Source organism: Streptomyces sp. NPDC031466 (genome assembly GCF_055581265.1).
The window spans coordinates 53,703-79,337 of the sequence record NZ_JBVIJT010000010.1 but is presented as its reverse complement, the minus strand read 5'-3'; the positions used below and the strand labels follow the sequence as shown (position 1 = coordinate 79,337).

Sequence of the window (25,635 nt, the reverse complement as noted above, 5' to 3'; positions counted from 1 at the left end):
GCTTTCCAGTGCAACTTTCGCAAGGGGTGTATGCGTGTGACGCAATCCAGCGGCGGAACCGGCGGCGGGGCGGGCCTCGACCTGAATCTGCTGCTCGCCCTCGACGTCCTGCTCGACGAGCAGAGCGTGTCCGGCGCCGCCCGCCGGCTGCATCTGTCCGAGCCCGCGATGAGCCGCACGCTGGGGCGCATCCGCAAGGCGCTCGGTGACCCCGTGCTCGTGCGCGCCGGGCGCCGGATGGTGCCGACGCCGCACGCGCTGGCCGTCCAGGCCGAGGTCGGTGCCGTGGTGGAGCGGGCCCGCGCGCTCTTCGCCGGGCCCGGCGCCGTCGATCTGCGCACAATCTCCCGCACCTTGACGATCCTCGCCAACGACGCGCTCGCCGGCGCCTACGGCCCCGCGCTCTTCGCCCGCGCCGCGCAGGAGGCACCGGGCGTCCGGCTCCGCTTCCTCGGCGAGAGCCACGAGGACGCGCCCCTGCTGCGCCAGGGTACCGCCGACCTGGAGCTGGGCGTGATCGGCGCGACCGCGCCCGAGGTGCGGGTGGAGCACTTCCGCGACGACCGGATGCTCGGCCTCGTACGCCCCGAACACCCTTTGCTGGACGGCAAATTGACGGTGCGCCGCTTCGCGGCGGCCGACCATCTGATCGTCTCGCGGCGGGGCCGCCTGAGCGGGCCGCTGGACGCCGCGCTCGCCGAACTGGGCCTGAGCAGAAGGGTAGTGGGCAGCGTGGGAACGTTCGCCGCATCCGCCTTCATGCTGCTGCGCACGGATCTGGTCGGCCTCGTCACCTCCTGGGCCCGCCCCCTGACGGACACGCTGGGCCTGGTCACCTTCGAGATCCCCCTGGACCTGCCGCCGCTGCCGCTCGGCATGGCCTGGCACCCCCGGCACGACGCCGACCCGGCGCACGCGTGGCTGCGGGAGTGCGCGCGGGAGCTGCTCGCCTGAGAGCGGCGACGAGCCGATCCGTCGTGCGTGTTTTCCGATGCCCAGCCCATTGCTCACGTACTCATGAATGTAGTACTTCTTATACATGAGCGAGCAAGTGCACAACAGATTGGCGATGGTGCGCGCCGAGCGGAAGGTGTCGCGTCAGAGCCTGGCCGAGGCAGTGGGTGTCCACTACCAGACCATCGGCTACATCGAACGGGGGCAGTACAACCCGAGCCTCGACCTCGCGCTGAAGATCGCCAAGTTCTTCGGTCTGCCGGTCGAGGCCGTGTTCTCCCTCGAACCGTTTCGCCCGCTCACGGACCAGGTTTACGGGAGGAACCAGTGATGACCACCGGCGAACAGCGCCCCATGACCACCTACGACCGGCGGATGTACCGGCTGATGAACCGCCCCGGGGCGGCGCCGTTCCACGCCACCGCCGCGCGCAGGCGGGCCGTGGTCCTCGCCCACATCGCCCTGACCGGCGCGGGCGTCCTGGCCTGGCTCGGCTCCGTCGTGGGCGAGCGGCGCTGGGCGGCCGTGGCCATGCTCGTCCTCCTGCTGCCCTGGTGCGTGGCGACCGGAGTCATCAACAGCTCCACACGCGGCCTGCTCGAACTGCGCGTGCGCGCGCTGGACGAACGCCAGCGCGCCGAGCGGAACAGGGTGCTGGCCCTCGCCCACCGCACGACGCTGTGGATGCTGCTCGCGGCGGTGGCCGGTTCGGGCGCCGCCGGCCTGGCCGGCGTGGCGGAGAAGGGGCTGCTCTTCCCCGTCCTGTTCGCCGTCTTCGTCGTGCACTGGCTGATGCCGCTGTGGGTCGCCGGGCTCACCGCGCAGGACGAGCCGGACTTGGCGGACGACCCGGTCGAGACCGCCGCACAGTGACACGGCGCACTTTCAGCCATCCGTAGGCATGCTTTCCCCGCAGTGGGGCAGGTGCGCCTGGCTACCGCGAGTGACGAGCGGTGCATTTGACGGGAACGGAAGGCGAACGGGACGTGTCCGCACAACAGACCATTCATGTGGGCGGGGAGTGGCTGAGCGCCGCCTCCGGCGCCACCCGCGAGATCCTCGACCCGGCGGACGCCAAGCCGTTCGCCGTGATCGCCGAGGGTTCCGCGCGGGACGCGGACGCCGCCATCGCCGCCGCCCGCAAGGCCTTCGACGAGGGGCCCTGGCCCGGCACGCCCGTCGCCGAGCGCGCCGCGCTGCTGCGCCGCGTCGCCGACCTGCTCGTACGCGACCGCGAGAAGATCGGCCTCCTGGAGAGCCGCGACGCCGGCAAGACCCTCGAAGAGGGCCGCGTCGACGTGGACTGCGTCGCCGACGCCTTCCGCTACTTCGCCGATCTGGTCATCGGCGAAGGCCCCGGACGTGTCGTGGACGCGGGCAGCGACGACGTCCACAGCGTCGTCGTGCACGAGCCCGTCGGCGTCTGTTCGATGATCACGCCCTGGAACTACCCGCTGCTCCAGGCCAGTTGGAAGATCGCCCCGGCCCTCGCGGCGGGCAACACCTTCGTCGTCAAGCCCAGCGAGATCACCCCGCTGACGACCGTCGTGCTCATCGAGCTGCTGGTCGAGGCCGGGCTGCCCGCCGGTGTCGCCAACATCGTGACCGGCCCCGGCCACACCGTCGGCGCCCGCCTCGCCGACCACCCCGACGTCGACCTGGTCTCCTTCACCGGCGGACTCGTGTCCGGCACCAAGGTCGCCCAGGCCGCCGCGCTCGGCGTGAAGAAGGTCGCCCTGGAACTCGGCGGCAAGAACCCGAACGTCGTCTTCGCCGACGCCTGCGCCACCGAAGAGGGCTTCGACACCGCCGTCGACCAGGCGCTCAACGCCGCCTTCATCCACAGCGGGCAGGTCTGCTCCGCCGGCGGCCGCCTGATCATCGAGGAGTCCGTCCGCGAGCGCTTCGTGACCGAGCTGGTCCGCCGCGCCGAGCGGATCAGGCTCGGCCGCGGCACCGAGGACGGCGTCGAGTGCGGCCCCCTCGTCTCGCGGGAGCAGCGCGAGAAGACCGAGATGTACGTCGCCTCGGCCCTGGAGGAGGGCGCGGTGCTCCGCTGCGGCGGCAAGCGCCCCGAGCCGAGCGACATCAGGCCCGCCACCGGCTACTTCTACGAGCCGACCGTGCTCGACCAGTGCCACCGCGAGATGAAGGTCGTACGGGAAGAGGTCTTCGGGCCCGTCCTGACCGTCGAGACCTTCACCACCGAGGACGAGGCCGTCGCACTCGCCAACGACACCGAGTACGGCCTCGCGGGCGGCGTGTGGACCAGCGACCCGGGCCGCGGCCGCCGCATGGCCCGCCGGATGCGCCACGGCACCATCTGGATCAACGACTTCCACCCCTACCTGCCGCAGGCGGAGTGGGGCGGCTTCGGCAAGAGCGGCGTCGGGCGCGAACTCGGCCCCGCGGGCCTCGCCGAGTACCGCGAGTCCAAGCACGTCTACCAGAACCTGGCACCGCGCCCCGTCCGCTGGTTCGCGGGCTGAGCACCCGCACCCCATTACGCGCGAGCACCTTGCACGGCCTCGCAGGAAGAGGAGCAGCCACCCCATGGCCGAAAACCCCCCGTCCGCAACCGAGTTCGACTACGTCATCGTCGGCGGCGGCACCGCAGGATCGGTGATCGCCTCCCGGCTCACCGAGAACCCGGACGTCACCGTCGCCGTCATCGAGGGCGGCCCCAGCGACATCGACCGCGAGGACGTCCTGACGCTCCGCCGCTGGCTCGGACTGCTCGGCGGCGACCTCGACTACGGCTACACGACCACGGAGCAGCCCCGCGGCAACTCCCACATCCTGCACAGCCGCGCCAAGGTCCTCGGCGGCTGCTCGTCGCACAACACCCTGATCTCCTTCAAGCCGCTGCCGTCCGACTGGGACGAGTGGGAGGAGGCCGGGGCCGCCGGCTGGAACGCCAAGGCCATGGACCCCTACTTCGGCAAGCTGCGCAACAACATCGTGCGCGTCGCCAAGAAGGACCAGAACCAGATCGCCACCGACTGGGTGGAGGCCGTGCAGACCGCGCTCGGCGTCCCCGAGGTCGTCGGCTTCAACGACAAGCCCTTCGACGAGGGCGTCGGCTTCTTCGACCTCGCCTACCACCCGGAGAACAACAAGCGCTCCTCCGCCTCGGTCGCCTACCTCCACCCCCACATGGAGGCCGGCGACCGCCCGAACCTCCACCTGTTCCTGGAGACCTGGGCCACCAGGCTGGACCTGGACGGCAAGCGGGCGCGCGGCGTCCACATCCGCGCCAAGGACGGCGGGGAGTCGCTGCTCACCGCCCGCCGCGAGGTGCTGGTCTGCGCCGGCGCCATCGACACGCCCCGGCTGCTCATGCACTCGGGCATCGGCCCGAGGAAGGACCTCGAAGCGCTCGGCATCCCGGTCGTCCACGACCTGCCGGGCGTCGGCGAGAACCTCATCGACCACCCCGAGTCGGTCATCGTGTGGGAGACCGAAGGGCCGATCCCCGGCAACTCCGCGATGGACTCCGACGCCGGTCTGTTCGTGAAGCGGGACCCGGACCACAAGGGCCCGGACCTGATGTTCCACTTCTACCAGATCCCCTTCACGGACAACCCCGAGCGCCTGGGCTACGAGCGTCCCGAGCACGGCGTGTCGATGACGCCGAACATCCCCAAGTCCCGTGCCCGCGGCCGCCTCTACCTCACCTCCGCCGACCCCGAGGTCAAGCCCGCGCTCGACTTCAGGTACTTCGAGGACGAGGACGACTACGACGGGCAGACCCTCGTCGACGGCATCAAGCTGGCGCGCGAGGTGGCGCAGGCCGAGCCGTTCAAGAAGTGGCTCAAGCGCGAGGTCTTCCCCGGCCCCGAGGTCACCGACGACGCCGAGATCGGCGAACTGGTGCGCAAGGCGGCCCACACCGTGTACCACCCGGCCGGCACCTGCCGAATGGGCGCTTCCGGTGATGAACTCGCCGTGGTCGACCCGGAACTGAAGATCCGGGGCATGGCAGGAATCCGTATCGCGGACGCATCCGTCTTCCCGACGATGCCCGCCGTGAACCCGATGATCGGAGTGCTCATGGTCGGGGAGAAATGTGCCGAGATGCTGGGTGGTGACGGCCGATGAGCGAAGCCACCGTGACGCACGAGACCGAGACCACGGCCGACGGGCCCGTGTTCGCCGTCAAGAACCTCTGGAAGGTCTTCGGCCCGCGCGCCGAGCGCATACCGGAAGACACCTCCCTGCACGGCCTGAGCCCCGCCGAACTGCGGGAGCAGACCGGCTGCACGGCCGCCGTGCGGGATGTGTCCTTCGAGGTCAACAAGGGCGAGGTCTTCGTCGTCATGGGCCTGTCGGGCTCCGGCAAGTCCACCCTCGTACGCTGTCTGACCCGGCTCATCGAGCCGACCTCCGGTGCCATCTCCATCGACGGCGAGGACGTCCTGGCCATGGACCGGGCCCGGCTGCGCGAACTGCGCCGCCACCGCGCCGCCATGGTCTTCCAGCACTTCGGCCTGCTGCCGCACCGCTCGGTCCTCGACAACGTCGCCTACGGCCTGGAGGTCCAGGGCGTCAGCAAGGCCGAGCGCCGCGCCAAGGCCCTCGAAGTCGTCGAGAAGGTCGGCCTGGAGGGTCTTGAGCAGCGCAAGCCCGGCCAGCTCTCCGGCGGTCAGCAGCAGCGCGTGGGCCTGGCCCGCGCCCTCGCCGTCGACCCCGAGGTCCTGCTGTTCGACGAGCCGTTCAGCGCCCTCGACCCGCTGATCCGCCGTGACATGCAGGAAGAGGTCGTGCGCCTGCACCGCGAAGAGGGCCGCACGATGGTCTTCATCACCCACGACCTCAGCGAGGCCCTCAAGCTGGGCGACCGCATCGCCCTCATGCGCGACGGCCGCGTCGTGCAGTGCGGCACCCCCGAGGAGATCGTCGGCTCCCCGGCCGACGACTACGTCCGCGACTTCGTCCGCGACGTGGCGCGCGCCGACGTGATGAGCGTGCGCAGCGCCATGCGGCCCGCCACCGGCGAGGACGAGAGCCGCGGCGCCGCCCTCGCCCCCGAGGCCAAGATCTCCGAGGCCATCGAGGCCGTCGCCCGCACCGGCTTCCCCGTGCGCGTGATGGACGGCAAGCGGTGCCTCGGCGTGGTCGACCACGCGGGCCTGCTCGGCGTCGTCGCGGGCGTCGCGCCCCCCGCGCCGGCCGCCACACCGGCCATCGCCGGCACGGCCCCCGCGCCAACCGCCCCCGGCACGGGCGAGGTGGTCGCCTGATGGCCACCGCCACCGCCTCGAGTCCCCCGCGCGACAGGGACACCGGAATCGGCGCGCTCCTGCGCCACCGCGCCGTCGGCAAGCTCCTGCTGCTCGCCGTCGCCGCGGCGGCACTCGTCTTCTACGGTTCCGTCCTCGACGCCGAGTGGGCCTCCGGCGCCTGGCCGAACGCCCTCACCGTCGACCTGACCGAGCCACTGGGCAAGACCAGTGACTGGATCATCGACAACCGCGACAGCCACCCGCTGTTCCTCTACTTCTTCGGGCACGTCAGCAACGCCATCGTGCTGTCCGTGCGCGGCGTCTACCTCGTCCTGCTCGCCGCCGGCTGGGCCGGCGTGACCGCCGCCGCCGGGCTCGTCGCCTGGCGCGTGGCGGGCGTCCGGCTCGCCGTCACGGCCTCCGCCGCGTTCGCCCTGTGCGGGCTGCTCGGCATGTGGGTGCCGACCATGCAGACGCTCGCCCTGATGGTCGTGGCGGTCCTCGCCTCGGTCGTCCTCGGCCTGCTGCTCGGCCTCGCGGGCGGCCTCAGCGACCGCGTCTTCCGCATCCTGCGGCCCGTGCTCGACACCATGCAGGTGCTGCCCGCCTTCGCCTACCTGCTGCCGTTCGCCCTCGTCTTCGGCATGGGCGTCCCGGCGGCCGTCATCGCCACCGTCGTCTACGCGGCCCCGCCCATGGCCCGCCTCACCGCGCTCGGCCTGCGCGGCGCCGACGGCGGCGTGATGGAGGCGGTGACCTCGCTCGGCGCGACCGGCCGCCAGCGCCTGATCTCCGCGCGGCTGCCACTGGCCCGCAAGGAACTCCTGCTCGGCGTCAACCAGACGATCATGATGGCGCTCTCCATGGCCGTCATCGCCTCCGTGATCGGCGCGGGCGGCCTCGGCGACCGCGTCTACCAGGCGCTGTCCTCCGTCGACGTCGGCCAGGCGCTCGCCGCCGGCATCCCGATCGTGCTGCTCGCCGTCGTCCTGGACCGCGTCACGGGCGCGGCCGGCGAGCGGCTGGGCGCCCACGGCGAGGACACCTCCGCGCTGCGCGGCGGGCGCGGCTGGGCCCTCGCGGGCGCCGTGACCGTCCTCGCCGCGCTCGCCGCCCGCTTCGCGGACCGCGTCGACTGGCCGACGAGCTGGGTCGTCAACATCGCCCCGACGGTCAACACCGCCAAGGACTGGATGGTCGACCACCTCTACACCGACGTTCCCGTCGTCGGCGGCACCGCCGACTGGGCCGGGCACTTCACCACCTGGATCCTCGACCCGGTCCGCGACGGCCTCCAGGGCCTGCCCTGGTGGTCGGTGCTGCTGATCGTCGCTGCCCTCGCCTGGGTGATCGGCACCTGGCAGACCGCGCTCACCGCCGTCGCCGCCATGGGCGCGATCGGGGTGCTCGGCGTGTGGAACAAGTCCCTCGACACGCTCTCGCAGGTCCTCGCCGGTGTCGCCGTGACCCTGGTCCTCGGCTTCGCGATCGGCGTCGCGGCCTCCCGCAGCGAGCGCCTGGAACGCCTGCTCCGCCCGGTGCTCGACATCTTCCAGACCATGCCGCAGTTCGTCTATCTGATCCCGGTCGTCGCGCTCTTCGGCGTCGGCCGCGCCCCCGCCGTCGCCGCGGCCGTCGTCTACGCGCTGCCCGCCGTCGTGCGCATCACCACCCAGGGCCTGCGCCAGGTCGACGCCGCCGCCATGGAGTCCTCCCGCTCGCTCGGCGCCACCGGCCGCCAGCAACTGCTCCAGGTCCAGCTGCCGCTGGCCCGCCCGGCGCTGCTGCTCGCCCTCAACCAGGGCGTCGTCCTGGTCCTCGCCGTCGTCGTCATCGGCGGCCTGGTCGGCGGTGGCTCGCTCGGCTACGACGTGGTGTTCGGCATCGCCCAGGGCGACCTGGCGACGGGCCTGGTGGCCGGTGTGGCCATCGTCTGCCTCGGCCTGATGCTCGACCGTGTCACACAGCCGACGGCCCGCCGGGAACACAGCGCCAAGAAGGGAGCCTGACATGCGCGTACGTACGCGTGCACTGAGCGCGGCGACCGCCGGTGCGGCGCTGCTCGCCCTGACCGGCTGCGGCGCCGCCGACATGACCCAGCAGTCCTCGCCCTACGCCAACGCCGCCGGGGCCAGGACCGTGACCCTCTCGGTCCAGTCCTGGGTCGGCGCGCAGGCGGACGTCGCCGTCGCCGAGTACCTGCTCAAGAACAAGCTGGGCTACCGCGTCGACAAGGTCCAGATCGACGAGGTCCCCGCCTGGGACGCCCTCAGTCAGGGCCGCGTCGACGCGATCATGGAGGACTGGGGCCACCCCGAGCAGGAACAGCGATACGTCAAGGACAAGAAGACGATCGTCCCCGGCGGCGAGGTCGGCGTGACCGGGCACATCGGCTGGTACGTCCCGACGTACTTCGCCAAGCAGCACCCGGACGTCACGCACTGGAAGAACCTCGACAAGTACGCCGACCGGCTCCGCACGTCCGAGAGCGGCAACAAGGGCCAGCTCATGGACGGCTCCCCGTCGTACGTGACGAACGACAAGGCGCTCGTGGAGAACCTGGACCTGGACTACCAGGTCGTCTTCGCGGGCTCCGAGGCGGCGCAGATCACCCAGATCGAGCAGTTCGCCAAGCAGAAGAAGCCGTTCCTCACCTACTGGTACAAGCCGCAGTGGCTGTTCGAGAAGGTGCCGATGACGGAGGTGAAGCTGCCCGCGTACAAGGAGGGCTGCGACGCCGACCCGGCGAAGATCAAGTGCGCCTATCCGCATACGCCGCTGCAGAAGTACCTCAACGCGGACTTCGCGAAGAACGGCGGCGACGCGGCGGAGTTCCTGAAGAACTTCAGGTGGTCGGAGGAGGACCAGAACGAGGTCTCCCTGATGATCGCCGACAAGAAGATGTCGCCCGAGGACGCGGCGAAGGCGTGGGTCGACGAGCACGAGGGCAAGTGGCGGGGGTGGCTGCCGAAGTGACCCTCCGGGGGTGGGCGGGGGACTGGGCCGCCGCTTCACGGCGGATGTCTCCCACCCACTCACCCGTTACTGTCCGATCGGCTCCGCCAGTGCCCGCATCGCCTTGTGCAGCAGGCCCGGTCCGAACGTGACGCGCGTCGCGCCCAGGTGCCCCAGCTCGCGCGGGGACGGGCCGTCCGGGCGGGCGAGGACGTTGAGCGGGCCCTCGATGCCCGCCCGCAGCGCGGGAATCGTCTCTGGCGGCGCCAGGATCGGGTACACGCAGTCCGCGCCCGCCGCCACGTACAGGCGGGCCCGCGCGATCGCGGCCCCGGGGTCCGGCTCGCCCCTGAGGAACGTGTCCACGCGCGCGTTGACGAACAGGCGGTCACCCGCCGCCGCCCGTACCTCCGCGAGGAAGTCGGCCTGCGCGGCGGGGTCCCTGAGAGGACTCGCCGAGCCCGCACCCGCGCCGCCCACGGAGTCCTCCAGATTGCAGCCGACCGCCCCGGCCGCCAGGAGCCGTTCGACCAGCTCCTTCGGCGCGAGGCCGTAGCCGCCCTCCACGTCCGCGCTCACGGGCACGGAGACGGACCGGGTGATACGGGCGATCGCCGCGAACATCTCCCCGGGCGGCACCTGCCCGTCCTCGTACCCGAGCGACAGCGCGATCCCCGCGCTGGGCGTGGCCAGCGCCGGACTGCCCGCCTCCGCCAGCGTCCGGGCGCTCACCGCGTCCCAGGGGCCCGGCAGGACCAGCGGGTCGCCGGGCGCCCGCCCGTGGTGCAGCGCGCGCAGCGTGTCGACGGGGCTCGGGGCGCTCACGGGGCGTACCCGCCGGGCTCGATACGGCGGCTCACCATCAGCCGGTTCCAGCTGTTGATGGCGGTGATCAGGCCGATGAGATGGGCCAGCGCGGACTCGTCGAAGTGCGCCGCGGCCCGCTCGTAGACCTCGTCCGGCACGAACCGGTCGGTGAGGAGGGTGACGGCCTCGGTCAGGGCGAGGGCCGCGCGTTCGCGCTCGCCGAACAGCTCCCCAGCCTCCTCCCAGGCGTTCAGCAGAGCGAGGCGCTTCGGCGTCTCACCGTTCTTCAGGGCGATCTCCACGTGCATGTCCAGGCAGAACGCGCACGCGTTGATCTGCGAGGCCCGCACCATCACCAGCTCCGCGAGCACCGGGTCGCCGAGGCCGCGCTTGGCGGCGGCGCTCAGCTCGCTCAGGGCGCCGGCGACCCGCTTGTCCAAGTGGTCGGTACGAGGCGTCACTTGTGGTCCCCGGCCTTGTAGTGGCCCGGCACCTGGCGGGTGGAGACACCGAAGCGGTTCCACGCGTTGATCACCGTGATCGCGGCGATGAGCTGCGTCAGCTCCGCCTCGTCGAAGTGCGCCGCGGCCCTCTCGTACACCTCGTCGGGCACGAAGCCGTCGGTGAGCACGGTGATCGCCTCGGTCAGCTCGATCGCGGCGACCTCCTTGGCCGTGTAGAAGTGCCGCGACTCCTCCCAGGCGCTGAGCTGGACGATCCGCTCGACGCTCTCGCCGGCCGCGAGCGCGTCCTTGGTGTGCATGTCCAGGCAGAGCGCGCAGCGGTTGATCTGCGAGGCGCGGATCTTGACCAGCTCGAAGATCACCGGGTCGAGGCCCTTACGGGCCGCCGCGTCGAGCTTGATCATGGCCTTGAAGACCTCGGGGGCGTGCTGGGCCCAGGCGAGGCGGGGGCTGTGCTCGTGGCCGTACTCCTTGGCGGCGGTGTTCTCCGCGGTGTTCCGAGCGGTGTCCTCGTTCGTCGTCATGCCTCGACCCTACGGTCGCGGTAGCCCACCGGTATGGTCCATTTCCATGGGAGAATCGTGGGCCACTCTCGGCGTCGACCTGCACCTGGAGACGGGCGGCGACGCCACGCGCCACGGCGTCCGCAAGGGCCTGACCGACGCCCTGCGCGAGGCCGTGCGCGGCGGCCGGCTCGCCCCCGGCACCCGGCTGCCCTCGTCCCGGTCCCTCGCCGTCGACCTCGGCGTCGCGCGCAACACGGTCGCCGACGCGTACGGGGACCTCGTCGCCGAGGGCTGGCTCACCGCCCGCCAGGGGTCGGGGACGCGGGTCGCCGAACGCCCGGTCGCGCCGCCGGTGCGGCCCACCCCGGCCCGCAGGCCCGCGGGCGCGCCGACGTACGACCTCAGCCCCGGCACCCCCGACCTCGCCTCCTTCCCGCGCGCCGAGTGGCTCAAGGCGGCCCGGCGCGCGCTGGTGGCGGCGCCCAACGAGGCGTTCGGGTACGGCGATCCGCGCGGCCGCGTCGAACTGCGCGAGGCCCTGGCCGGCTACCTCGCGCGGGCGCGCGGCGTGCGCGCCGACCCCGACCGCGTCGTCATCACCGCCGGGTTCGTGCACGGCCTGTCGATCCTCGGCCGGGTGCTGCGCCGGCGCGGGCTGCGGGAGGTCACCGTGGAGTCGTACGGCCTGGACATCCACTGGCACCTGCTGCACCGCGCGGGCCTGCGGACCGCGCCGCTCGGCTTCGACGGCCTCGGCACGGACACGGCCGGGCTCGGCGCGGGCGCCGCGAAGGCGGTGCTGCTCACGCCCGCGCACCAGTTCCCGATGGGCGTACCGCTGCACCCCGACCGGCGGGCGGCGGCCGTCGAGTGGGCGCGGCGCGAGGGCGGGCTGATCCTGGAGGACGACTACGACGGGGAGTTCCGCTACGACCGCCAGTCCGTCGGCGCGCTCCAGGGCCTCGACCCCGAGCACGTGGTCTACCTCGGCACGGCCAGCAAGTCCCTGGCGCCCGGGCTGCGCCTCGGCTGGATGGTGCTGCCGTCCGGGCTGCGCGACGAGGTCCTCGGCGAGAAGGACGCCGCCGGGTGGTCCTGCGGCACGCTCGACCAGCTGACGCTCGCGGAGTTCCTGACCTCCGGGGCGTACGACCGTCATGTGCGGGGCGCGCGGCTGCGCTACCGGCGCCGCCGGGACCGCCTGGTGGCCGCCCTCGCCGAACACGCGCCGGAGACCCGCGCCACGGGCATCGCGGCGGGCCTCCACGCGGTCCTCGAACTCCCCCCGGGCACGGAACAGTCCGTCGTCCAGGCCGCCAACTGGGAGCGCCTGGCGGTCCAGGGCCTCTCCCGCTTCCGCCACCCCCTCGCGACGGCGCACCCCCGGGACGCCCTGGTGGTGGGCTACGGAACCCCACCGGACCACGCCTGGCCGGCAGCCCTGACCTCCCTATGCCGAACCCTCCCCTGACCCCCGCGAACCCCCGGGAAAGGGGCGCGGGGAACGGCGCGAGCAACGACAACGCTCCCGCAGCAGGAAACCCCCCGGTCCGGGCGCCCCACGCAAGGGGCCGAGGAACACGACGGCCCCCCGGCGAAACCCGGGGAAAGGGGCGCGGGGAACGGCGCGAGCAACCACAACGCTCCCGCAGAAAGACCACCCCCGGCCCGGGCGCCCCGCGCCAAGGGACCCAGGAAACACGACGGCCCCCCGGCGAAACCCCGAGAAAGGGGCGCGAGGAACGGCGCGAGCAACCACAACGCTCCCGCAGAAAGACCACCCCCGGCCCGGGCGCCCCGCGCCAAGGGACCCAGGAAACACGACGGCCCCCCGGCGAAACCCCGAGAAAGGGGCGCGGGGAACGGCGCGAGCAACCACAACGCTCCCGCAGAAAGACCACCGCACTCAGACAAGTCACCCCCACCAACAGCCAAGCCCCCGGCACGGGAACGGCGAGGCGCCCCCGCCAGTCACTGCCCCGCCCCCGCGCCCGCCGCAACCCCCGCGCCCGCCGCAACCTCCGCCTCGCCGAACCGCGCCAGCGCCAACGCCCCCGCGACCGCCACCGCGAACCCCAGGACCGCCAGCCACCCCAGCCCTTCCCTGGTGCGGTCACCCAGCCACACCACGCCCACCAGCGCGGGCCCGATCGTCTCCCCGATCACCAGCCCGGCGGTGGCGGCCGTCACCGACCCCCGCTGCAACGCCGACGTCAGCAGCAAGAAGGCCGCCCCGCCCCCCACCAGCAGGGCGTACGCCGCGGGGTTGGCCAGCAGCGCCCCGGGCCGGACGGAGTCCACGAGCCGTACGGTCACCTCGACCACCCCGAAACCGCACCCCGCGCCGAGCCCCAGCGCCAGGGCCCGTCCCCGGTCGGGCAGCCGCCCGGCCAGCGCTCCGAGCGCGGGCACGGCCACCGCGACGCCGAGCATCACGTACCGCAGGGTGGTGGAACCCCCGTGCTCCCCCTCGTCGCCGGAGGCGAGCCCGAGCATCGCGAGCCCCGCGCAGACCACGGCGACGGCACCCCACTCGGCGCCGCTGAGCCGCACCCGCAGCAGCCGGGCGGCGACCACCGCGGTGACGGCGAGGCTCGCGGCGAGCGCCGCGCCCACCGCGTAGATGGGGATGGACCGCAGGGCCACGATCTGCAGCAGGAAGCCGAGTCCGTCGAGCGCGAGGCCCGCGAGGTAGCGCCACTGGCGCAGGGCGCGCATCAGCAGCGCCGGGTCGACGCCGGAGCCGGTGCCGGGCGCGGTGGCGCGGGTGGCGACCGCCTGGAGAACCGAGGCCGTACCGAAGCAGACCGCTGAGCCGAGTGCGCAAAACATCCCAAGAGACACGAAGTGACTGTAGACGACGGCAAGTCGAGGGAGACCCGAGGGGCGACGGCCGGGCGGGCCACTAGGCTGACCGCCTATCACACGCACCGACGGGGGAGGCGCTGCACGGATGGCGCGAATACAGCAGCCGACGAAAACGTCACCCGAAGCCCAGGCCCGAACCGAGGCCCAGACCCAAGCCCAGGCCCCCGCCCAGGCCGCCGCCCAAGCCCAGGCCGAGACTCCCGCCCAGGACCGCCCCAAGGCCCAGGAGGCCCGCAAAAAGCCCCGGCGCCTCCGCTCCAGCACCGTCGTGCTCGGCGGCATGGGCGTCCTCGCGGCGACCCTCACGTCCTGCGGCTCGGACCCGGACCGGCGCTGCGTGGACCGGGACAGCTACGACGGCTTCCGGGGCTACCGGATCCTCGCCGACAAGAACTGCAGGTCCGGCTCCCAGGGCTCCTCCGCGGGCAAGGGCCGCAAGGCGGACGCGGGCTCGCACGGCGGCAGGACGTCGGGCCGCACGGACGCCGCCTGGTACTACGACGCCGACGTCGACGGCCGTTACGCCGACGACGGCACGTTCAGCCGCAGCGAGGCCGTGGACCGCGACGGCTTCGGCTGCTCGGGCGGCGGCAGCGGCGGCGGCTGACCGCGGCCGGGACGAGACACGTACGCCATGGAACGCCGCACGATCACCCCCCGCCCCGACTGGCAGCGGACCGTCGAGGACCAGGGACTGATCTACCCCCTGACCCGCTACCCCGACGACACCCTGCGCCCCTACTGGGACGAGAGCGCCTACTACGTCTTCTCGCTGCCCGAGGTCGAGGCGCTGGAGGAGGTGGTCGAGGAACTGCACGCGATGTGCCTGGCCGCCGCCGCGCACCTCGTGGCGCACGACCGCCTCGCCGACCTCGGCATCACGGACCCACGGGTGGCCGCCGCCGTCACCGAGGCCTGGCACCGCCGGGCCGAACTCCCGTCCCTCTACGGCCGTTTCGACCTGCGGTACGACGGCACGGGCCCGGCGAAGATGCTGGAGTACAACGCCGACACCCCCACTTCCCTGGTGGAGGCCGCGAGCCCGCAGTGGTTCTGGATGGAGGAGCGCTTCCCCGGCGCCGACCAGTGGAACTCCCTCCACGAGCGCCTCGTGGACGCCTGGCGCCAGCAGGCCGCGCTGTTGCCGCCCGGCGGCCCGCTCTACTTCGCGCACTCCGCCGCCGACGAGCTGGGCGAGGACCTGATGACGGTCGCCTATCTGCGGGAGACGGCGGAACAGGCGGGCCTCGCCACGGACTCCATCGCCATGGAGGACATCGGCTGGGACCGCCTCTCGCGCCGCTTCGTGGACAAGAGGCTCCGTTTCCTGCGGTCCTGCTTCAAGCTCTACCCGTGGGAGTGGCTGACCACGGACCGCTTCGCGCCGCACGTCCTGGAGACCCTCGACAACGGTGGCGGCACCGGCTCCACCCTGTGGATCGAGCCGGCCTGGAAGATGCTCCTGTCCAACAAGGCGCTCCTGGCCGTCCTGTGGGAGCTGTACCCGGGCCACCCGAACCTGCTCCCCGCCTACCTGGACGGCCCGCGCGAACTGGCCCGGGACCGCGGCTACGTCGCCAAGCCGCTGCTGGGCCGGGAGGGCGCCGGCGTCACGGTGCACGAGCCGGGCACGACCGCCGCCCTGCGCGAGGATCCTTGCTGCTACCAGGAGTTGGCGCCACTGCCGAACTTCGACGGCAACCGCGTCGTCCTCGGCGCGTGGGTCGTGCGGGACGAGGCGGCGGGGCTCGGCATCAGGGAGTCGTCCGGTCTGGTCACGGACGAGTACGCCCGATTCATCCCGCACGTGATCCTCTGACCGCCTGCCCCCGCCCGCCCCGTGGCCGGCGCACCTCGCTCAGGCGTCGGCGCCCAACCGGACCAGCATCTTCCCGGTGTTCGCCCCGCGCAGCACCCCGAGGAACGCCTCGGGCGCCCGCTCGATGCCGTCGACGACGGTCTGCTCGGTGCGCAGGGTGCCGTCGGCGAGCAGCGGCGCCGCCCGGCCGATCCACTCGGGGAACAGGTCGAAGTGGCTGGTGACGAGCATGCCCCGCAGGCTCGCCTCCTGCCGGGCGGCACGGAAGAGGTTGTCCGGGCCGGGCGGCGGTGTGGTGGCGTTGTACGTGCTGATGGCGCCGACCAGGGCGATGCGGCCACCCGGGCGGATCGCGCCGATCGCGGCCTGGAGGTGGTCGCCGCCGACCGAGTCGAGGTAGACGTCCACGCCGTCGGGAGCGGCCTGCGCGAGCTGCTCGGCCAGGGCGCCCTCGCGGTAGTCGATGGCGGCGTCGTACCCGAAGACGTCGAGGAGTTTCTTCGTCTTCGCCGGACCGCCGGCCGACCCGATCACCCGGGAGGCGCCCAGCTCACGGGCGATCTGCCCGGCGACGCTGCCGACCGCCCCGGCCGCGGCGGACACGAACACGACGTCGCCCTCGCGCACCGGGGCGGTACGGGTCAGCGCGGCGTACGCCGTCAGGCCCGTCGTGCCGAGCGGCCCGAGGTGGGCGGAGGCCGGGGCGAGTGCGGTGTCGATGACGGTGACGGCCGCCGCGTCGAGCACGGAGTACTCCCGCCAGCCCAGGAAGTGCGTGACGGTGGCGCCGACCGGGATCCCGGGGGCGTTCGACGCGACGACCTCGCCGACCGCGCTGCCCTCCAGCGGGGCCCCGATCCGGAACGGCTCGATGTAGGAGGGCGCGTCGTCCATGCGGCCCCGCATGTACGGGTCGACCGACATCCAGGTGTTGCGGACGAGTATCCGCCCCGCGTCGAGCCGCTCGGGAACCTCGACGGTGGCGAGCTCGAAGTCCGCGGCGACGGGCTCGCCCACCGGCCGGGCGGCGAGCCGGATCTCGCGGGAGGAGGTCGTGGTGACGTTCATGGTGGCTCCTGGGGTGACAGGGACCGGGCGTACCGCCCCGGCCTGAGCTCTCCGTGCTCCGTGATCGCGGGCCGCGTTCACGGACACCAAGGTGCCGGACCCCACGCACGAACCACCGACGACCCACGCACGGCGACCCGTCAGCGCCGTACGAGGCCCGTTTCCTGCGCGGCGCGCTCCCTGCTCGACACGCCGTTTAACGTGACCGCATGCGATTCGAGGTGCTTGGCCCGCTGACGGTGCGGACGCGGGGCGGGGCGGTGGTGCCCGCGCCGGAGCCCAAGGTGCGTGCGCTGCTCGCCGCGTTGCTCGTGCGGGCGGGGCGTCCGGTTCCGGCGGACACCCTGGTCGACGACCTGTGGGGCGAGCGGCCGCCGGCCTCGCCCCTCAACTCCCTCCAGACGAAGGTCTCCCAGCTGCGCCGCGCGCTGGAGGCGGCCGAGCCGGGCGGCCGCGGGCTCGTCGCGTACGGGCCCGCCGGGTACGAGCTGCGCGTGCCGCCCGAGGACGTGGACGCCGCCCGGTTCGAGACGCTGGCCGCCCGCGCCTACGCGGCGGACACGGACCCGGCGGCGCAGGCGGCCCTCCTCACCGACGCGCTGGCGCTGTGGCGCGGCCCCGCGTACGCCGACTTCCGCGACGCCCACTTCGCGCGTGCGGCGGTCTCCCACCTGGAGGAGCAGCGCCTCACCGCCCGGGAGACGCTGGCCGAACTGCGCCTGGCGCGCGGCGAGCACGCGCTGCTGGCCGACGATCTCGCCCCCCTGGTCGCCCGCGAGCCGCTCCGCGAACGCCTGCGGGCCGCCCACCTGCGCGCCCTGTACGGCTCCGGCCGCGTGGCCGAGGCCCTGGACTCCTACCGCGACCTGCGGCTGCGTCTCAGCGAGGAACTCGGCATCGACCCGGGCCCCGAACTGGTCGCGCTGCACGAGGCGATGCTGCGCCAAGAGCCGGAACCGGGCGGCACGCGGGGACCGGTCGGCGCGACCGCGACGGCGGCACCGGCCCCCGGGCGGCCGCCCACCCACCTGCCCGCGCAGGTCACCGACCTCATAGGCCGCGACCGGGCCGTCGCCCGCATACGTGACCTCCTCGGCGCCGCCCGCCTGGTCACCCTCACCGGCCCGGGCGGCGTGGGCAAGACCCGCCTGGCCCTGGCGGCGGCGGCAGGCCTCACGCGGTCCTTCCCCGACGGCATCCACCTGGCCGAGCTCGCCGGAGCCGGCGGCGAGGCCGGCCCCGCCGAGGTCACGGCCACGGTGGCGGCGGCCCTCGGCATCCGCGACGACGCCCCGGACGAACGGACGCCCGGGCAGCCGGTGACGGAGGGCGTCGTTCGCCGGGGCGAAGCCGGGACGGCGGCGGTCGAGCGGATCGGGCGCGCGATCGGCGGACGCCGGCTGCTGCTCGTCCTCGACAACTGCGAACACGTCCTCGGCCCCGTCGCCGACCTGACCGCCCACCTCCTGCGCCGTGCCCCGCGCCTGCACGTCCTCGCCACCAGCCAGGAACCCCTCGCCCTGACCGGCGAGACCCTGGAGGCCGTCGCCCCGCTCGGCGAGCAGGACGCGCTGCGGCTGTTCGCCGCCCGCGCCGCGGCCACCGCACCCGGCTTCGCCCTGGACGACGGCAACCGCGAGGCCGCCTCCCTCATCTGCCGCCGCCTGGACGGCATCCCGCTCGCCGTGGAACTCGCCGCCACCCGCGTACGGACCCTCGGCGTGCACGCACTCGCCGACCGCCTGCACGACCGCTTCCGCCTCCTGAACCAGGTGCGCCGCGACGCCCCGGCCCGCCAGCGCACGCTGCGCGCGATGATCGACTGGAGCTGGGAACTCCTGACGGCGCCCGAGCGCCGGGCCCTGCGCCGCCTCGCCGTGTTCAGCGGCGGATTCACCCTGACCGGCGCGGAGTCCGTACTGGGAGGAGCGCGGGAGGCAGCGGACCCGACGGGGACGGTTCCGGTGGACGACGTGCTGGAGCTGGTGACCCGCCTGGTGGACCGCTCCCTGCTCGCCCCGCCGGCGCCCGACGCCCTCGAACCGCGCTACCGCATGCTCGAATCCGTCACCGCGTACAGCCTCGAACGCCTCGACGACGCGGCCGAGACGACGGCGACCCGCCGCCGCCACGCCACCCACTTCGCCGCGTTCGCCGAACGCGCCGCCGCCCTGCACGGCCCCGACCAGCGGGCGTGGCTTCGCCGCCTCGACCACGAGACGGCCAACCTCCGTACCGCGCTGAGCTGGGCGATCACGGCCTCGGACGCCCCGACCGCCCTGCGTCTCGTCAACTCCCTGACCTGGTACTGGTTCCTCCGCGGCCGCCTCCGCGAAGCCCTCCGCTCCCTGGACCAGGCCCTGAACCTGCCCGGGGCAAACCACCCGGACGAGGAGCCCGCGGACCTCGGCCCGGCCCGCACCGCCGCCGCCTGCGCGCACGCCGCCTTCGCCCTGCTGACCGGCGAGACCGCCCGCCCGGACGAGGGCACGTACGGACCCGGGACCGCCACGCCCGCGGACGCCCGCTCCCGCTGGCTGCTCGCCTTCGCGCGGTGCGGGTTCGACGACACGCCCCGCGAGACCGCCCGGGTCGACGCGCTGCTCGCGGAGTTCCGGGCGGCGGGCGACCGCTGGGGCGAGGCCGCCGCCCTCTCCACCCGGGCCACCCGCGCCCTGTACCGGGGCGACCTGGCCGCCGTACGCCGCGACGCCACCCGAGCCGCCGGCCTCTTCGGCGAACTCGGCGACCGGTGGGGCCAGTTGCGCTCCTCCGAACAACTCGGCGTGCTCGCCGAGATCGCCGCCGACTACGACGAGGCGGCCCTGCTCCAGCGCGAGGGCGCACGCGGCGCCGAGGAACTGGAGCTGTGGACCGACCTCTCCTTCCGCCTCTCCCGCCTCGGCCGGCTCGCCCTTCTGACCGGGGACGATTCCGCCGCCACCGCCCACCACGAGCGTGCCGCCCGCCTCGCGGCCCAGCAGTCGCACCGCCCCGCCCAGCAGTTCGCCGAGACCGGCCTCGCCCTCGGCGCCCGACACCGGGGCGACCTGGACGCCGCCGAGGAACTCCTGCTGCCCTGGCTGGACTTCAACCGCCGCTTCGCCGTCGCCTCCGGTACGGCCCTGATCCTGGCCCAGCTCGGCTACGTGGCCGAACAGCGCGGGGACGCGCAGCGCGCCGAGGAGCTGCACCGGGAGGGGCTGGCCGCGGCCCGCGCGACGGGGGACGAGCGCGCCGTGGCCCTCGCCCTGGAGGGCCTCGCGGGAGCCCGCTCCCTGGCCGGCGACCACACCCGGGCCGCCGCCCTCCTCGGCACGGCCGCCCGCATCCGCGCGGCACAGGGCGCGCCCCTGCCACCCGCGGAACGCACCGACGTCACCCGCACCACCCACCGCACCCGCACCGCCCTGGGCGACCCCGCCTTCCGGGCCGCGTACGACCGGGACGCGCACGACTGGGCGGCGTACGACCGGGCCACCCCCGCCCAGGAAACCGCTAGCTGAGCACGGCCCGCAGCTGGTCCAGCCCCCAGTCGAGATCCTCCTTGCTGATCACCAGCGGGGGAGCGATGCGGATCGTCGCGCCGTGGGTGTCCTTCACCAGCACCCCGCGGTCCATCAGCTTCTCGGAGACCGCGCGGCCCGTGCCGTACGCCGGGGCGATGTCGACGCCCGCCCACAGCCCGCGCCCGCGCACCTCGCTCACCTTGCCGGTGCCGGTCAACAGCCCCAGCTCGGCGTGCAGATGCTCGCCCAGCTCCGTGGCGCGCGCCTGGTACTCGCCCGTCTCCAGCATGGCGAGCACCTCCAGGCCCACGGCGCAGGCGAGGGGGTTGCCGCCGAACGTCGACCCGTGTTCGCCCGGCCTGAACACCCCGAGCACGTCGGCGTCGGCGACCACCGCGGAGACCGGCACGACTCCGCCCCCGAGCGCCTTGCCCAGCACGTACACGTCCGGCACCACGCCCTCGTGCTCGCACGCGAACGTACGTCCCGTCCGGCCGAGCCCCGACTGGATCTCGTCGGCCATGAAGAGCACCCCGCGCTCCCGGGTCAGCTCCCTGACCCCCGCCAGATATCCGGCGGGCGGCACGAGGACTCCGGCCTCGCCCTGGATCGGCTCCAGCAGCACCGCCACGGTGTCCTCGGTCACCGCGGCCCGCAGCGCCGCCAGGTCCCCGTACGGCACGATGTCGAACCCCGGCGTGTACGGCCCGTAGTCCGCCCGCGCCTCGGCGTCCGTGGAGAAGCTGACGATGGTCGTGGTCCGGCCGTGGAAGTTGTCGGCGGCCACGACGATCCTCGCCCGGCCGTCCGGCACGCCCTTGACCTTGTACCCCCACTTCCGCGCGGTCTTGACGGCCGTCTCCACGGCCTCCGCGCCGGTGTTCATGGGCAGCACCATCTCCTTGCCGCACAGCGCGGCCAGGCGCGTGCAGAACTCGGCGAACCGGTCGTGGTGGAAGGCCCGCGAGGTCAGCGTCACACGGTCCAGCTGGGCCTTGGCCGCGTCGATCAGCCGACGGTTGCCGTGCCCGAAGTTGAGCGCGGAGTACCCGGCGAGCATGTCGAGGTAGCGGCGCCCCTCGACGTCGGTCATCCACGCGCCCTCGGCGGAGGCGACCACGATGGGCAGCGGATGGTAGTTGTGCGCGCTGTGCGCCTCGGCCGAGGCGATGAACCGCTCGCTGGTCGTGCGGGGAGAGGGCGTACTCGACACGGGGTCTCCGTTCATCCTGCGGCGTGGGCCGATGATGGCGGCCGGATGGTTCGCGTTCTGCCGGGTGGTTCCCGTTCTATCGTCGCTCGCATCGCGGAGGGGGAAACCTGCCGGATCGGTGCGCCGGCCGGGGCGGCCCGGACAGCACGGTGACTGGCGCACGGGGAAGCGACCCCTAAGCCGATCTTCCGCGGGGGAAGATCAGAGGCGGGCCGTCGCCGCCCCGCCACCCGCCGCCACCCCGGCGCGCGGACTTCCGCCCCAACCTGTTTCCGAGCAATGAGGGTCACCTGAGAGAATGGGCCGCATGGCCTCTGAACGTCCTCGTGTGCTCTCCGGGATCCAGCCCACCGCCGGCTCGTTCCACCTCGGCAACTACCTCGGCGCGGTGCGCCAGTGGGTGGCGCTGCAGGAGTCCCACGACGCCTTCTACATGGTGGTGGACCTGCACGCGATCACCGTGCCGCAGGACCCCGCCGAGCTGCGCGCCAACACCCGCCTCGCCGCCGCCCAGCTGCTCGCCGCCGGCCTCGACCCCGAGCGCTGCACGCTCTTCGTCCAGAGCCACGTCCCCGAGCACGCCCAGCTGGCGTGGGTGATGAACTGCCTCACCGGCTTCGGCGAGGCCTCCCGCATGACGCAGTTCAAGGACAAGTCCGCCAAGCAGGGCGCCGAGCGCGCCTCGGTCGGCCTGTTCACCTACCCGGTCCTCCAGGTCGCGGACATCCTGCTGTACCAGGCCCACCAGGTCCCGGTCGGCGAGGACCAGCGCCAGCACATCGAGCTGACCCGGGACCTCGCCGAGCGGTTCAACGGCCGCTTCGGGCAGACGTTCACCGTGCCGTCGGCGTACATCCTCAAGGAGACGGCGAAGATCTACGACCTCCAGGACCCGTCGATCAAGATGAGCAAGTCGGCGTCCACCCCCAAGGGCCTGATCAACCTCCTCGACGAGCCCAAGGTCACCGCCAAGAAGGTCAAGAGCGCCGTGACGGACACCGACACCGTGATCCGCTACGACGTGGCGGAGAAGCCGGGCGTCAGCAACCTCCTGAGCATCTACTCCACGCTCACCGGAACCGGTATCGCGGAACTGGAGCAGAAGTACACCGGCAAGGGCTACGGTGCGCTGAAGACCGACCTCGCCGAGGTCATGGTCGAGTTCGTCACCCCGTTCCGGGACCGCACCCAGCAGTACCTGGACGACCCGGAGACACTCGACTCGATCCTGGCCAAGGGCGCGGAGAAGGCCCGTGCCGTCGCCGCCGAGACCCTCGCGCAGGCGTACGACAAGGTGGGCTTCCTGCCCGCCAAGCACTGAGCCCCGCCCCGCCGACACGACGAACACGACGAACACGACGAACACGACGAACACGACGACAGGACGACAGGAGTACGACGTGGGGACCGTAACGATCGGCGTCTCGATCGCGGTCCCGGAGCCACACGGCAGCCTGCTCCAGGAGCGGCGCGCGGGCTTCGGGGACCCCGCGGCGCACGGCATCCCCACGCACGTGACCCTGCTGCCGCCGACCGAGGTGGAGGCCTCCGCGCTGCCCGCGGTCGAGGCGCACCTCATGTCGGTCGCCGCGGCGGGCCGCCCCTTCCCGATGCGCCTCTGCGGTACGGGCACCTTCCGTCCGCTGTCCCCTGTCGTCTACGTCCAGGTGGTGGAGGGTGGCGCGGCCTGCTCCTGGCTCCAGGAGCGGGTGCGGGACGCGTCGGGCCCGATGGCGCGCGAACTGCAGTTCCCCTATCACCCGCATGTCACAGTGGCGCACGGCATCGCCGAAGAGGCCATGGACCGGGCGTACGCGGAGCTCTCGGAGTACGAGGCCGCGTGGCCGTGCACCGGGTTCGCGCTGTACGAGCAGGGCTCCGACGGCATCTGGCGCAAGCTGCGCGAGTTCGCCTTCGGCGGTCCCGTGGTGCCGCCCCAGTCGCCCTACCCGGCCGCCCGCGGCTCACTGCCCGCACGCTGAGCGGACGCGCGCCGGGCGTACGCGCGCCGAGCAGTCGCATTCCGGGCGGCCGCGCCCCGCGCGGCCGTGCCGGCCCGTCCGCTCAGAGCGGCAGCCGTCGGAAGATCGGCCTCGGCAGGTGCCGCAGCGCCGACATGACCACCCGCAGGGCCCCGGGCACCCACACCGTCTCCGAACGCCGCCGCAGACCGGTCTCGATGGCCAGCGCCACCGCCTCCGGAGTGGTCGCCATGGGAGCCTCCTCCAGGCCCCGCGTCATCTTCGAGCGCACGAAGCCGGGCCGGACGACCATCACATGCACCCCCGTGCCGTGCAGCGCGTCGCCGAGGCCCTGGGTGAAGGCGTCCAGACCCGCCTTGCTGGAGCCGTAGATGAAGTTCGAGCGGCGGGCCCGCTCGCCCGCGACCGAGGAGAGCACCACCAGGGAGCCGTGCCCCTGGGACTGCAGGGCCCGCGCGCACACCAGGCCCGCGGAGACCGCCCCGGTGTAGTTGGTCCGCGCGACCCGCACCGCGGAGAGCGGGTCGTCCTCGTCGCGGGCCTGGTCGCCGAGGACACCGAAGGCGAGCAGCACCATGTCGATGTCGCCCTCGGTGAAGACCTTGCCGAGGTGCTCCTCGTGGGACTCGGGGTCGAGTGCGTCGAAGGCGACGGTCCGCACGTCCGCGCCCAGGTCGCGCAGCCCGGCGGCGGCCTGCTCCAGGGCCGGTGAGGGACGGCCGGCCAGCCATACCGTGCGGGTGCGGCGCGCGATCAGACGCCGGGCGGTGGCCAGGCCGATCTCGGAGGTGCCGCCGAGGACGAGCAGGGACTGGGGGGTGCCGAAGGCGTCTTTCATGAGTACCGATCTCCTAGAGGTCGAGGCGGCGCGAGAGGTCCGAGCGGAACACGCCGCGCGGGTCGAGACCGGCCCGCAGGGCGCGGAAGTCGTCGAGCCGGGGGTACATCGCGGCGAGCATCTCGGGCCGCAGTCGCGCGTCCTTGGCGAGGTAGACGCGCCCGTCGGCGGCGGCCACCTCCTCGTCCAGCTCGTCGAGGAAGGCGCCGAGGCCGGGCAGGCCCGCGGGGATGTCCAGCGCGAGCGTCCAGCCGGGCATCGGGAAGGACAGCCAGCCCGGATCGCCCTCGCCGAAGCGCTTCAGCACGGCGAGGAAGGAGGGGCAGCCGCGCTCCGAGATGCGCCGCACGACGCGGCACAGGGCCTCCTCCTTGCCGTATCCGACGACGAACTGGTACTGCACGAAGCCGCTGCGGCCGTAGACGCGGTTCCAGTGCGGGACGCCGTCCAGCGGGTGGAAGAAGGTGGAGATCTTCTGCAGCTCGCCGATGCGGGAGCGGGGCGCCCTGCGGTACCAGAGTTCGTTGAACAGGCCCACCGAGGCCTTGCCCAGCAGCCCCTCCGGCAGGAAGGAGGGGGCGGCGGGCAGCTGCCCCGGGCGGAAGGCCAGCGGGGCCCTGCGCGCGCGGGCCCGGGCGGGCAGGGCGGCCAGCGGGGCGTGGTCGCCGCGGGTCAGCACCGAGCGGCCCATGGCGCTGCCGCGCGCGAGGAGGTCGATCCACGCCACCGAGTAGCGGTAGCGGTGGTCGCCGGCGGTGAGGCGGGCCATCAGGTCGTCGAGGTCGGTGGCGCGTTCGGTGTCCACGCTCATCAGGGACGTCTCGACGGGCTGGAGCCGGACCGTCGCCGACAGGATCACGCCGGTCAGGCCCATGCCGCCCGCGGTGGCGTCGAACAGGGGGGTGCCGGGCGCGAGGGTGTGGACCGTGCCGTCCGCGGTGAGCAGGTCCATCGACAGGACGTGGCGCGAGAACGAGCCCGAGACGTGGTGGTTCTTGCCGTGGATGTCGGCGCCGATGGCCCCGCCGACCGTCACATAGCGGGTCCCCGGGGTGACCGGCACGAACCAGCCGAGGGGCAGCAGCACCTCCATCAGGCGGTGCAGCGAGACCCCCGCGTCGCACACGACCGTGCCCGCGTCGGCGTCGATGGCGCGCACCCGGTCCAGGCCCGTCATGTCGAAGACGTCGCCGCCCGCGTTCTGTGCCGCGTCGCCGTACGCCCGGCCCAGGCCCCTGGCGATGCCGCCGCGCTCGCCGCAGTCGCGCACGGCGGCCGCGGCCTCCTCGGGGGTGCGGGGCCTGACCAGCCGGGCGGTGGTCGGGGCTGTGCGGCCCCAGCCGGAGACGGACACGGCCTCGAAGGGCGTCAGGGCGGGGGAGTCGGCAGCCATGGCACCGACCGTAGCGTCCGATTGAGGATAGTTC

22 protein-coding genes are annotated in these 25,635 nt (G+C 73.3%); 14 read left to right on the top strand and 8 right to left on the bottom strand.

Going from position 1 to position 25,635, the window contains the following annotated elements; genetic code table 11:
* Nucleotides 1-30 precede the first annotated feature (30 nt).
* The 8 genes from ACZ5GP_RS24920 to ACZ5GP_RS24885 all read left to right on the top strand — a co-directional run bounded on the left by ACZ5GP_RS24920 (nucleotide 31) and on the right by ACZ5GP_RS24885 (nucleotide 9,155).
* The gene (locus tag ACZ5GP_RS24920; RefSeq protein ID WP_468752946.1) at nucleotides 31-954 is read left to right on the top strand and encodes a LysR family transcriptional regulator; all 924 of its coding nucleotides are present in this window, start codon (nucleotides 31-33) and stop codon (nucleotides 952-954) included.
* Nucleotides 955-1,039: 85 nt separating this feature from the next.
* Nucleotides 1,040-1,285, top strand: coding sequence for a helix-turn-helix transcriptional regulator (locus tag ACZ5GP_RS24915; protein WP_468752945.1), 246 nt, complete (start codon nucleotides 1,040-1,042; stop codon nucleotides 1,283-1,285).
* The gene (locus ACZ5GP_RS24910) at nucleotides 1,285-1,827 is read left to right on the top strand and encodes a hypothetical protein (protein ID WP_468752944.1); all 543 of its coding nucleotides are present in this window, start codon (nucleotides 1,285-1,287) and stop codon (nucleotides 1,825-1,827) included. Before ACZ5GP_RS24915 ends, ACZ5GP_RS24910 begins: the two co-directional genes overlap by 1 nt.
* Before the next feature lie 113 nt (nucleotides 1,828-1,940).
* Nucleotides 1,941-3,443, top strand: coding sequence for an aldehyde dehydrogenase family protein (locus tag ACZ5GP_RS24905; protein WP_468752943.1), 1,503 nt, complete (start codon nucleotides 1,941-1,943; stop codon nucleotides 3,441-3,443).
* Nucleotides 3,444-3,507: 64 nt separating this feature from the next.
* Nucleotides 3,508-5,055 carry a GMC family oxidoreductase gene (locus ACZ5GP_RS24900; RefSeq protein ID WP_468752942.1) on the top strand — a complete coding sequence of 516 codons (1,548 nt, stop codon included), beginning with the start codon at nucleotides 3,508-3,510 and terminating at the stop codon, nucleotides 5,053-5,055.
* Complete coding sequence (locus tag ACZ5GP_RS24895; protein WP_468752941.1) at nucleotides 5,052-6,197, top strand: quaternary amine ABC transporter ATP-binding protein; 1,146 nt, start codon at nucleotides 5,052-5,054, stop codon at nucleotides 6,195-6,197. The genes ACZ5GP_RS24900 and ACZ5GP_RS24895 overlap by 4 nt, the downstream gene beginning before the upstream one ends.
* On the top strand, nucleotides 6,197-8,188 hold the full coding sequence (locus tag ACZ5GP_RS24890; RefSeq protein WP_468752940.1) for an ABC transporter permease subunit: 1,992 nt from the start codon (nucleotides 6,197-6,199) through the stop codon (nucleotides 8,186-8,188). Before ACZ5GP_RS24895 ends, ACZ5GP_RS24890 begins: the two co-directional genes overlap by 1 nt.
* Before the next feature lies 1 nt (nucleotide 8,189).
* The gene (locus ACZ5GP_RS24885; protein ID WP_468752939.1) at nucleotides 8,190-9,155 is read left to right on the top strand and encodes an ABC transporter substrate-binding protein; all 966 of its coding nucleotides are present in this window, start codon (nucleotides 8,190-8,192) and stop codon (nucleotides 9,153-9,155) included.
* A 66-nt stretch (nucleotides 9,156-9,221) separates the two neighbouring features.
* Here the strand turns inward: ACZ5GP_RS24885 and ACZ5GP_RS24880 are convergent, their stop codons facing one another.
* The 3 genes from ACZ5GP_RS24880 to ACZ5GP_RS24870 are packed head-to-tail and all read right to left on the bottom strand — an operon-like array spanning nucleotide 9,222 to nucleotide 10,929.
* Entirely contained in the window at nucleotides 9,222-9,959 is a 738-nt protein-coding gene (locus ACZ5GP_RS24880) for an isocitrate lyase/PEP mutase family protein (RefSeq protein WP_468752938.1), read from the bottom strand.
* Entirely contained in the window at nucleotides 9,956-10,402 is a 447-nt protein-coding gene (locus tag ACZ5GP_RS24875; protein ID WP_468752937.1) for a carboxymuconolactone decarboxylase family protein, read from the bottom strand. Before ACZ5GP_RS24875 ends, ACZ5GP_RS24880 begins: the two co-directional genes overlap by 4 nt.
* On the bottom strand, nucleotides 10,399-10,929 hold the full coding sequence (locus tag ACZ5GP_RS24870; RefSeq protein WP_468752936.1) for a carboxymuconolactone decarboxylase family protein: 531 nt from the start codon (nucleotides 10,927-10,929) through the stop codon (nucleotides 10,399-10,401). Before ACZ5GP_RS24870 ends, ACZ5GP_RS24875 begins: the two co-directional genes overlap by 4 nt.
* Before the next feature lie 46 nt (nucleotides 10,930-10,975).
* Here ACZ5GP_RS24870 and pdxR point away from each other — a divergent pair, with 46 nt between their 5' ends.
* Nucleotides 10,976-12,382 carry a MocR-like pyridoxine biosynthesis transcription factor PdxR gene (pdxR, locus tag ACZ5GP_RS24865; RefSeq protein WP_468752935.1) on the top strand — a complete coding sequence of 469 codons (1,407 nt, stop codon included), beginning with the start codon at nucleotides 10,976-10,978 and terminating at the stop codon, nucleotides 12,380-12,382.
* Between the two features lie 500 nt (nucleotides 12,383-12,882).
* Here pdxR and ACZ5GP_RS24860 read toward each other — a convergent pair whose 3' ends face one another.
* Entirely contained in the window at nucleotides 12,883-13,743 is an 861-nt protein-coding gene (locus ACZ5GP_RS24860) for a DMT family protein (protein ID WP_468753161.1), read from the bottom strand.
* Nucleotides 13,744-14,059: 316 nt separating this feature from the next.
* Between ACZ5GP_RS24860 and ACZ5GP_RS24855 the strand changes: the two genes are divergently transcribed.
* Together ACZ5GP_RS24855 and ACZ5GP_RS24850 are read left to right on the top strand one after the other, a co-directional pair.
* Nucleotides 14,060-14,386 (top strand): hypothetical protein, encoded by a 327-nt coding sequence (locus ACZ5GP_RS24855; RefSeq protein ID WP_468753160.1) that lies wholly within the window; start codon nucleotides 14,060-14,062, stop codon nucleotides 14,384-14,386.
* Nucleotides 14,387-14,413: 27 nt separating this feature from the next.
* Complete coding sequence (locus ACZ5GP_RS24850; protein WP_468752934.1) at nucleotides 14,414-15,598, top strand: glutathionylspermidine synthase family protein; 1,185 nt, start codon at nucleotides 14,414-14,416, stop codon at nucleotides 15,596-15,598.
* 39 nt (nucleotides 15,599-15,637) lie between these two features.
* On the opposite strand, the gene ACZ5GP_RS24845 is transcribed toward ACZ5GP_RS24850, so the two are convergent.
* Nucleotides 15,638-16,666, bottom strand: coding sequence for an NADP-dependent oxidoreductase (locus ACZ5GP_RS24845; protein ID WP_468752933.1), 1,029 nt, complete (start codon nucleotides 16,664-16,666; stop codon nucleotides 15,638-15,640).
* Nucleotides 16,667-16,875: 209 nt separating this feature from the next.
* Here ACZ5GP_RS24845 and ACZ5GP_RS24840 point away from each other — a divergent pair, with 209 nt between their 5' ends.
* Nucleotides 16,876-20,172 (top strand): BTAD domain-containing putative transcriptional regulator, encoded by a 3,297-nt coding sequence (locus ACZ5GP_RS24840; protein WP_468752932.1) that lies wholly within the window; start codon nucleotides 16,876-16,878, stop codon nucleotides 20,170-20,172.
* Here the strand turns inward: ACZ5GP_RS24840 and rocD are convergent.
* Entirely contained in the window at nucleotides 20,165-21,403 is a 1,239-nt protein-coding gene (gene rocD / locus ACZ5GP_RS24835; protein ID WP_468752931.1) for an ornithine--oxo-acid transaminase, read from the bottom strand. The two genes, ACZ5GP_RS24840 and rocD, sit on opposite strands and share 8 nt — an antisense overlap.
* A 292-nt stretch (nucleotides 21,404-21,695) precedes the next feature.
* On the opposite strand from rocD, the gene trpS reads away from it, so the two are divergent.
* Together trpS and ACZ5GP_RS24825 are read left to right on the top strand one after the other, a co-directional pair.
* Nucleotides 21,696-22,709, top strand: a complete 1,014-nt coding sequence (trpS, locus tag ACZ5GP_RS24830) for a tryptophan--tRNA ligase (protein WP_468752930.1) — start codon at nucleotides 21,696-21,698, stop codon at nucleotides 22,707-22,709.
* A gap of 79 nt (nucleotides 22,710-22,788) precedes the next feature.
* Nucleotides 22,789-23,370, top strand: a complete 582-nt coding sequence (locus ACZ5GP_RS24825; RefSeq protein WP_468752929.1) for a 2'-5' RNA ligase family protein — start codon at nucleotides 22,789-22,791, stop codon at nucleotides 23,368-23,370.
* A gap of 82 nt (nucleotides 23,371-23,452) precedes the next feature.
* Here the strand turns inward: ACZ5GP_RS24825 and ACZ5GP_RS24820 are convergent, their stop codons facing one another.
* Entirely contained in the window at nucleotides 23,453-24,208 is a 756-nt protein-coding gene (locus tag ACZ5GP_RS24820; protein WP_361085704.1) for a decaprenylphospho-beta-D-erythro-pentofuranosid-2-ulose 2-reductase, read from the bottom strand.
* 13 nt (nucleotides 24,209-24,221) lie between these two features.
* The gene (locus ACZ5GP_RS24815; protein ID WP_468752928.1) at nucleotides 24,222-25,601 is read right to left on the bottom strand and encodes an FAD-binding protein; all 1,380 of its coding nucleotides are present in this window, start codon (nucleotides 25,599-25,601) and stop codon (nucleotides 24,222-24,224) included.
* Nucleotides 25,602-25,635: the final 34 nt, after the last annotated feature.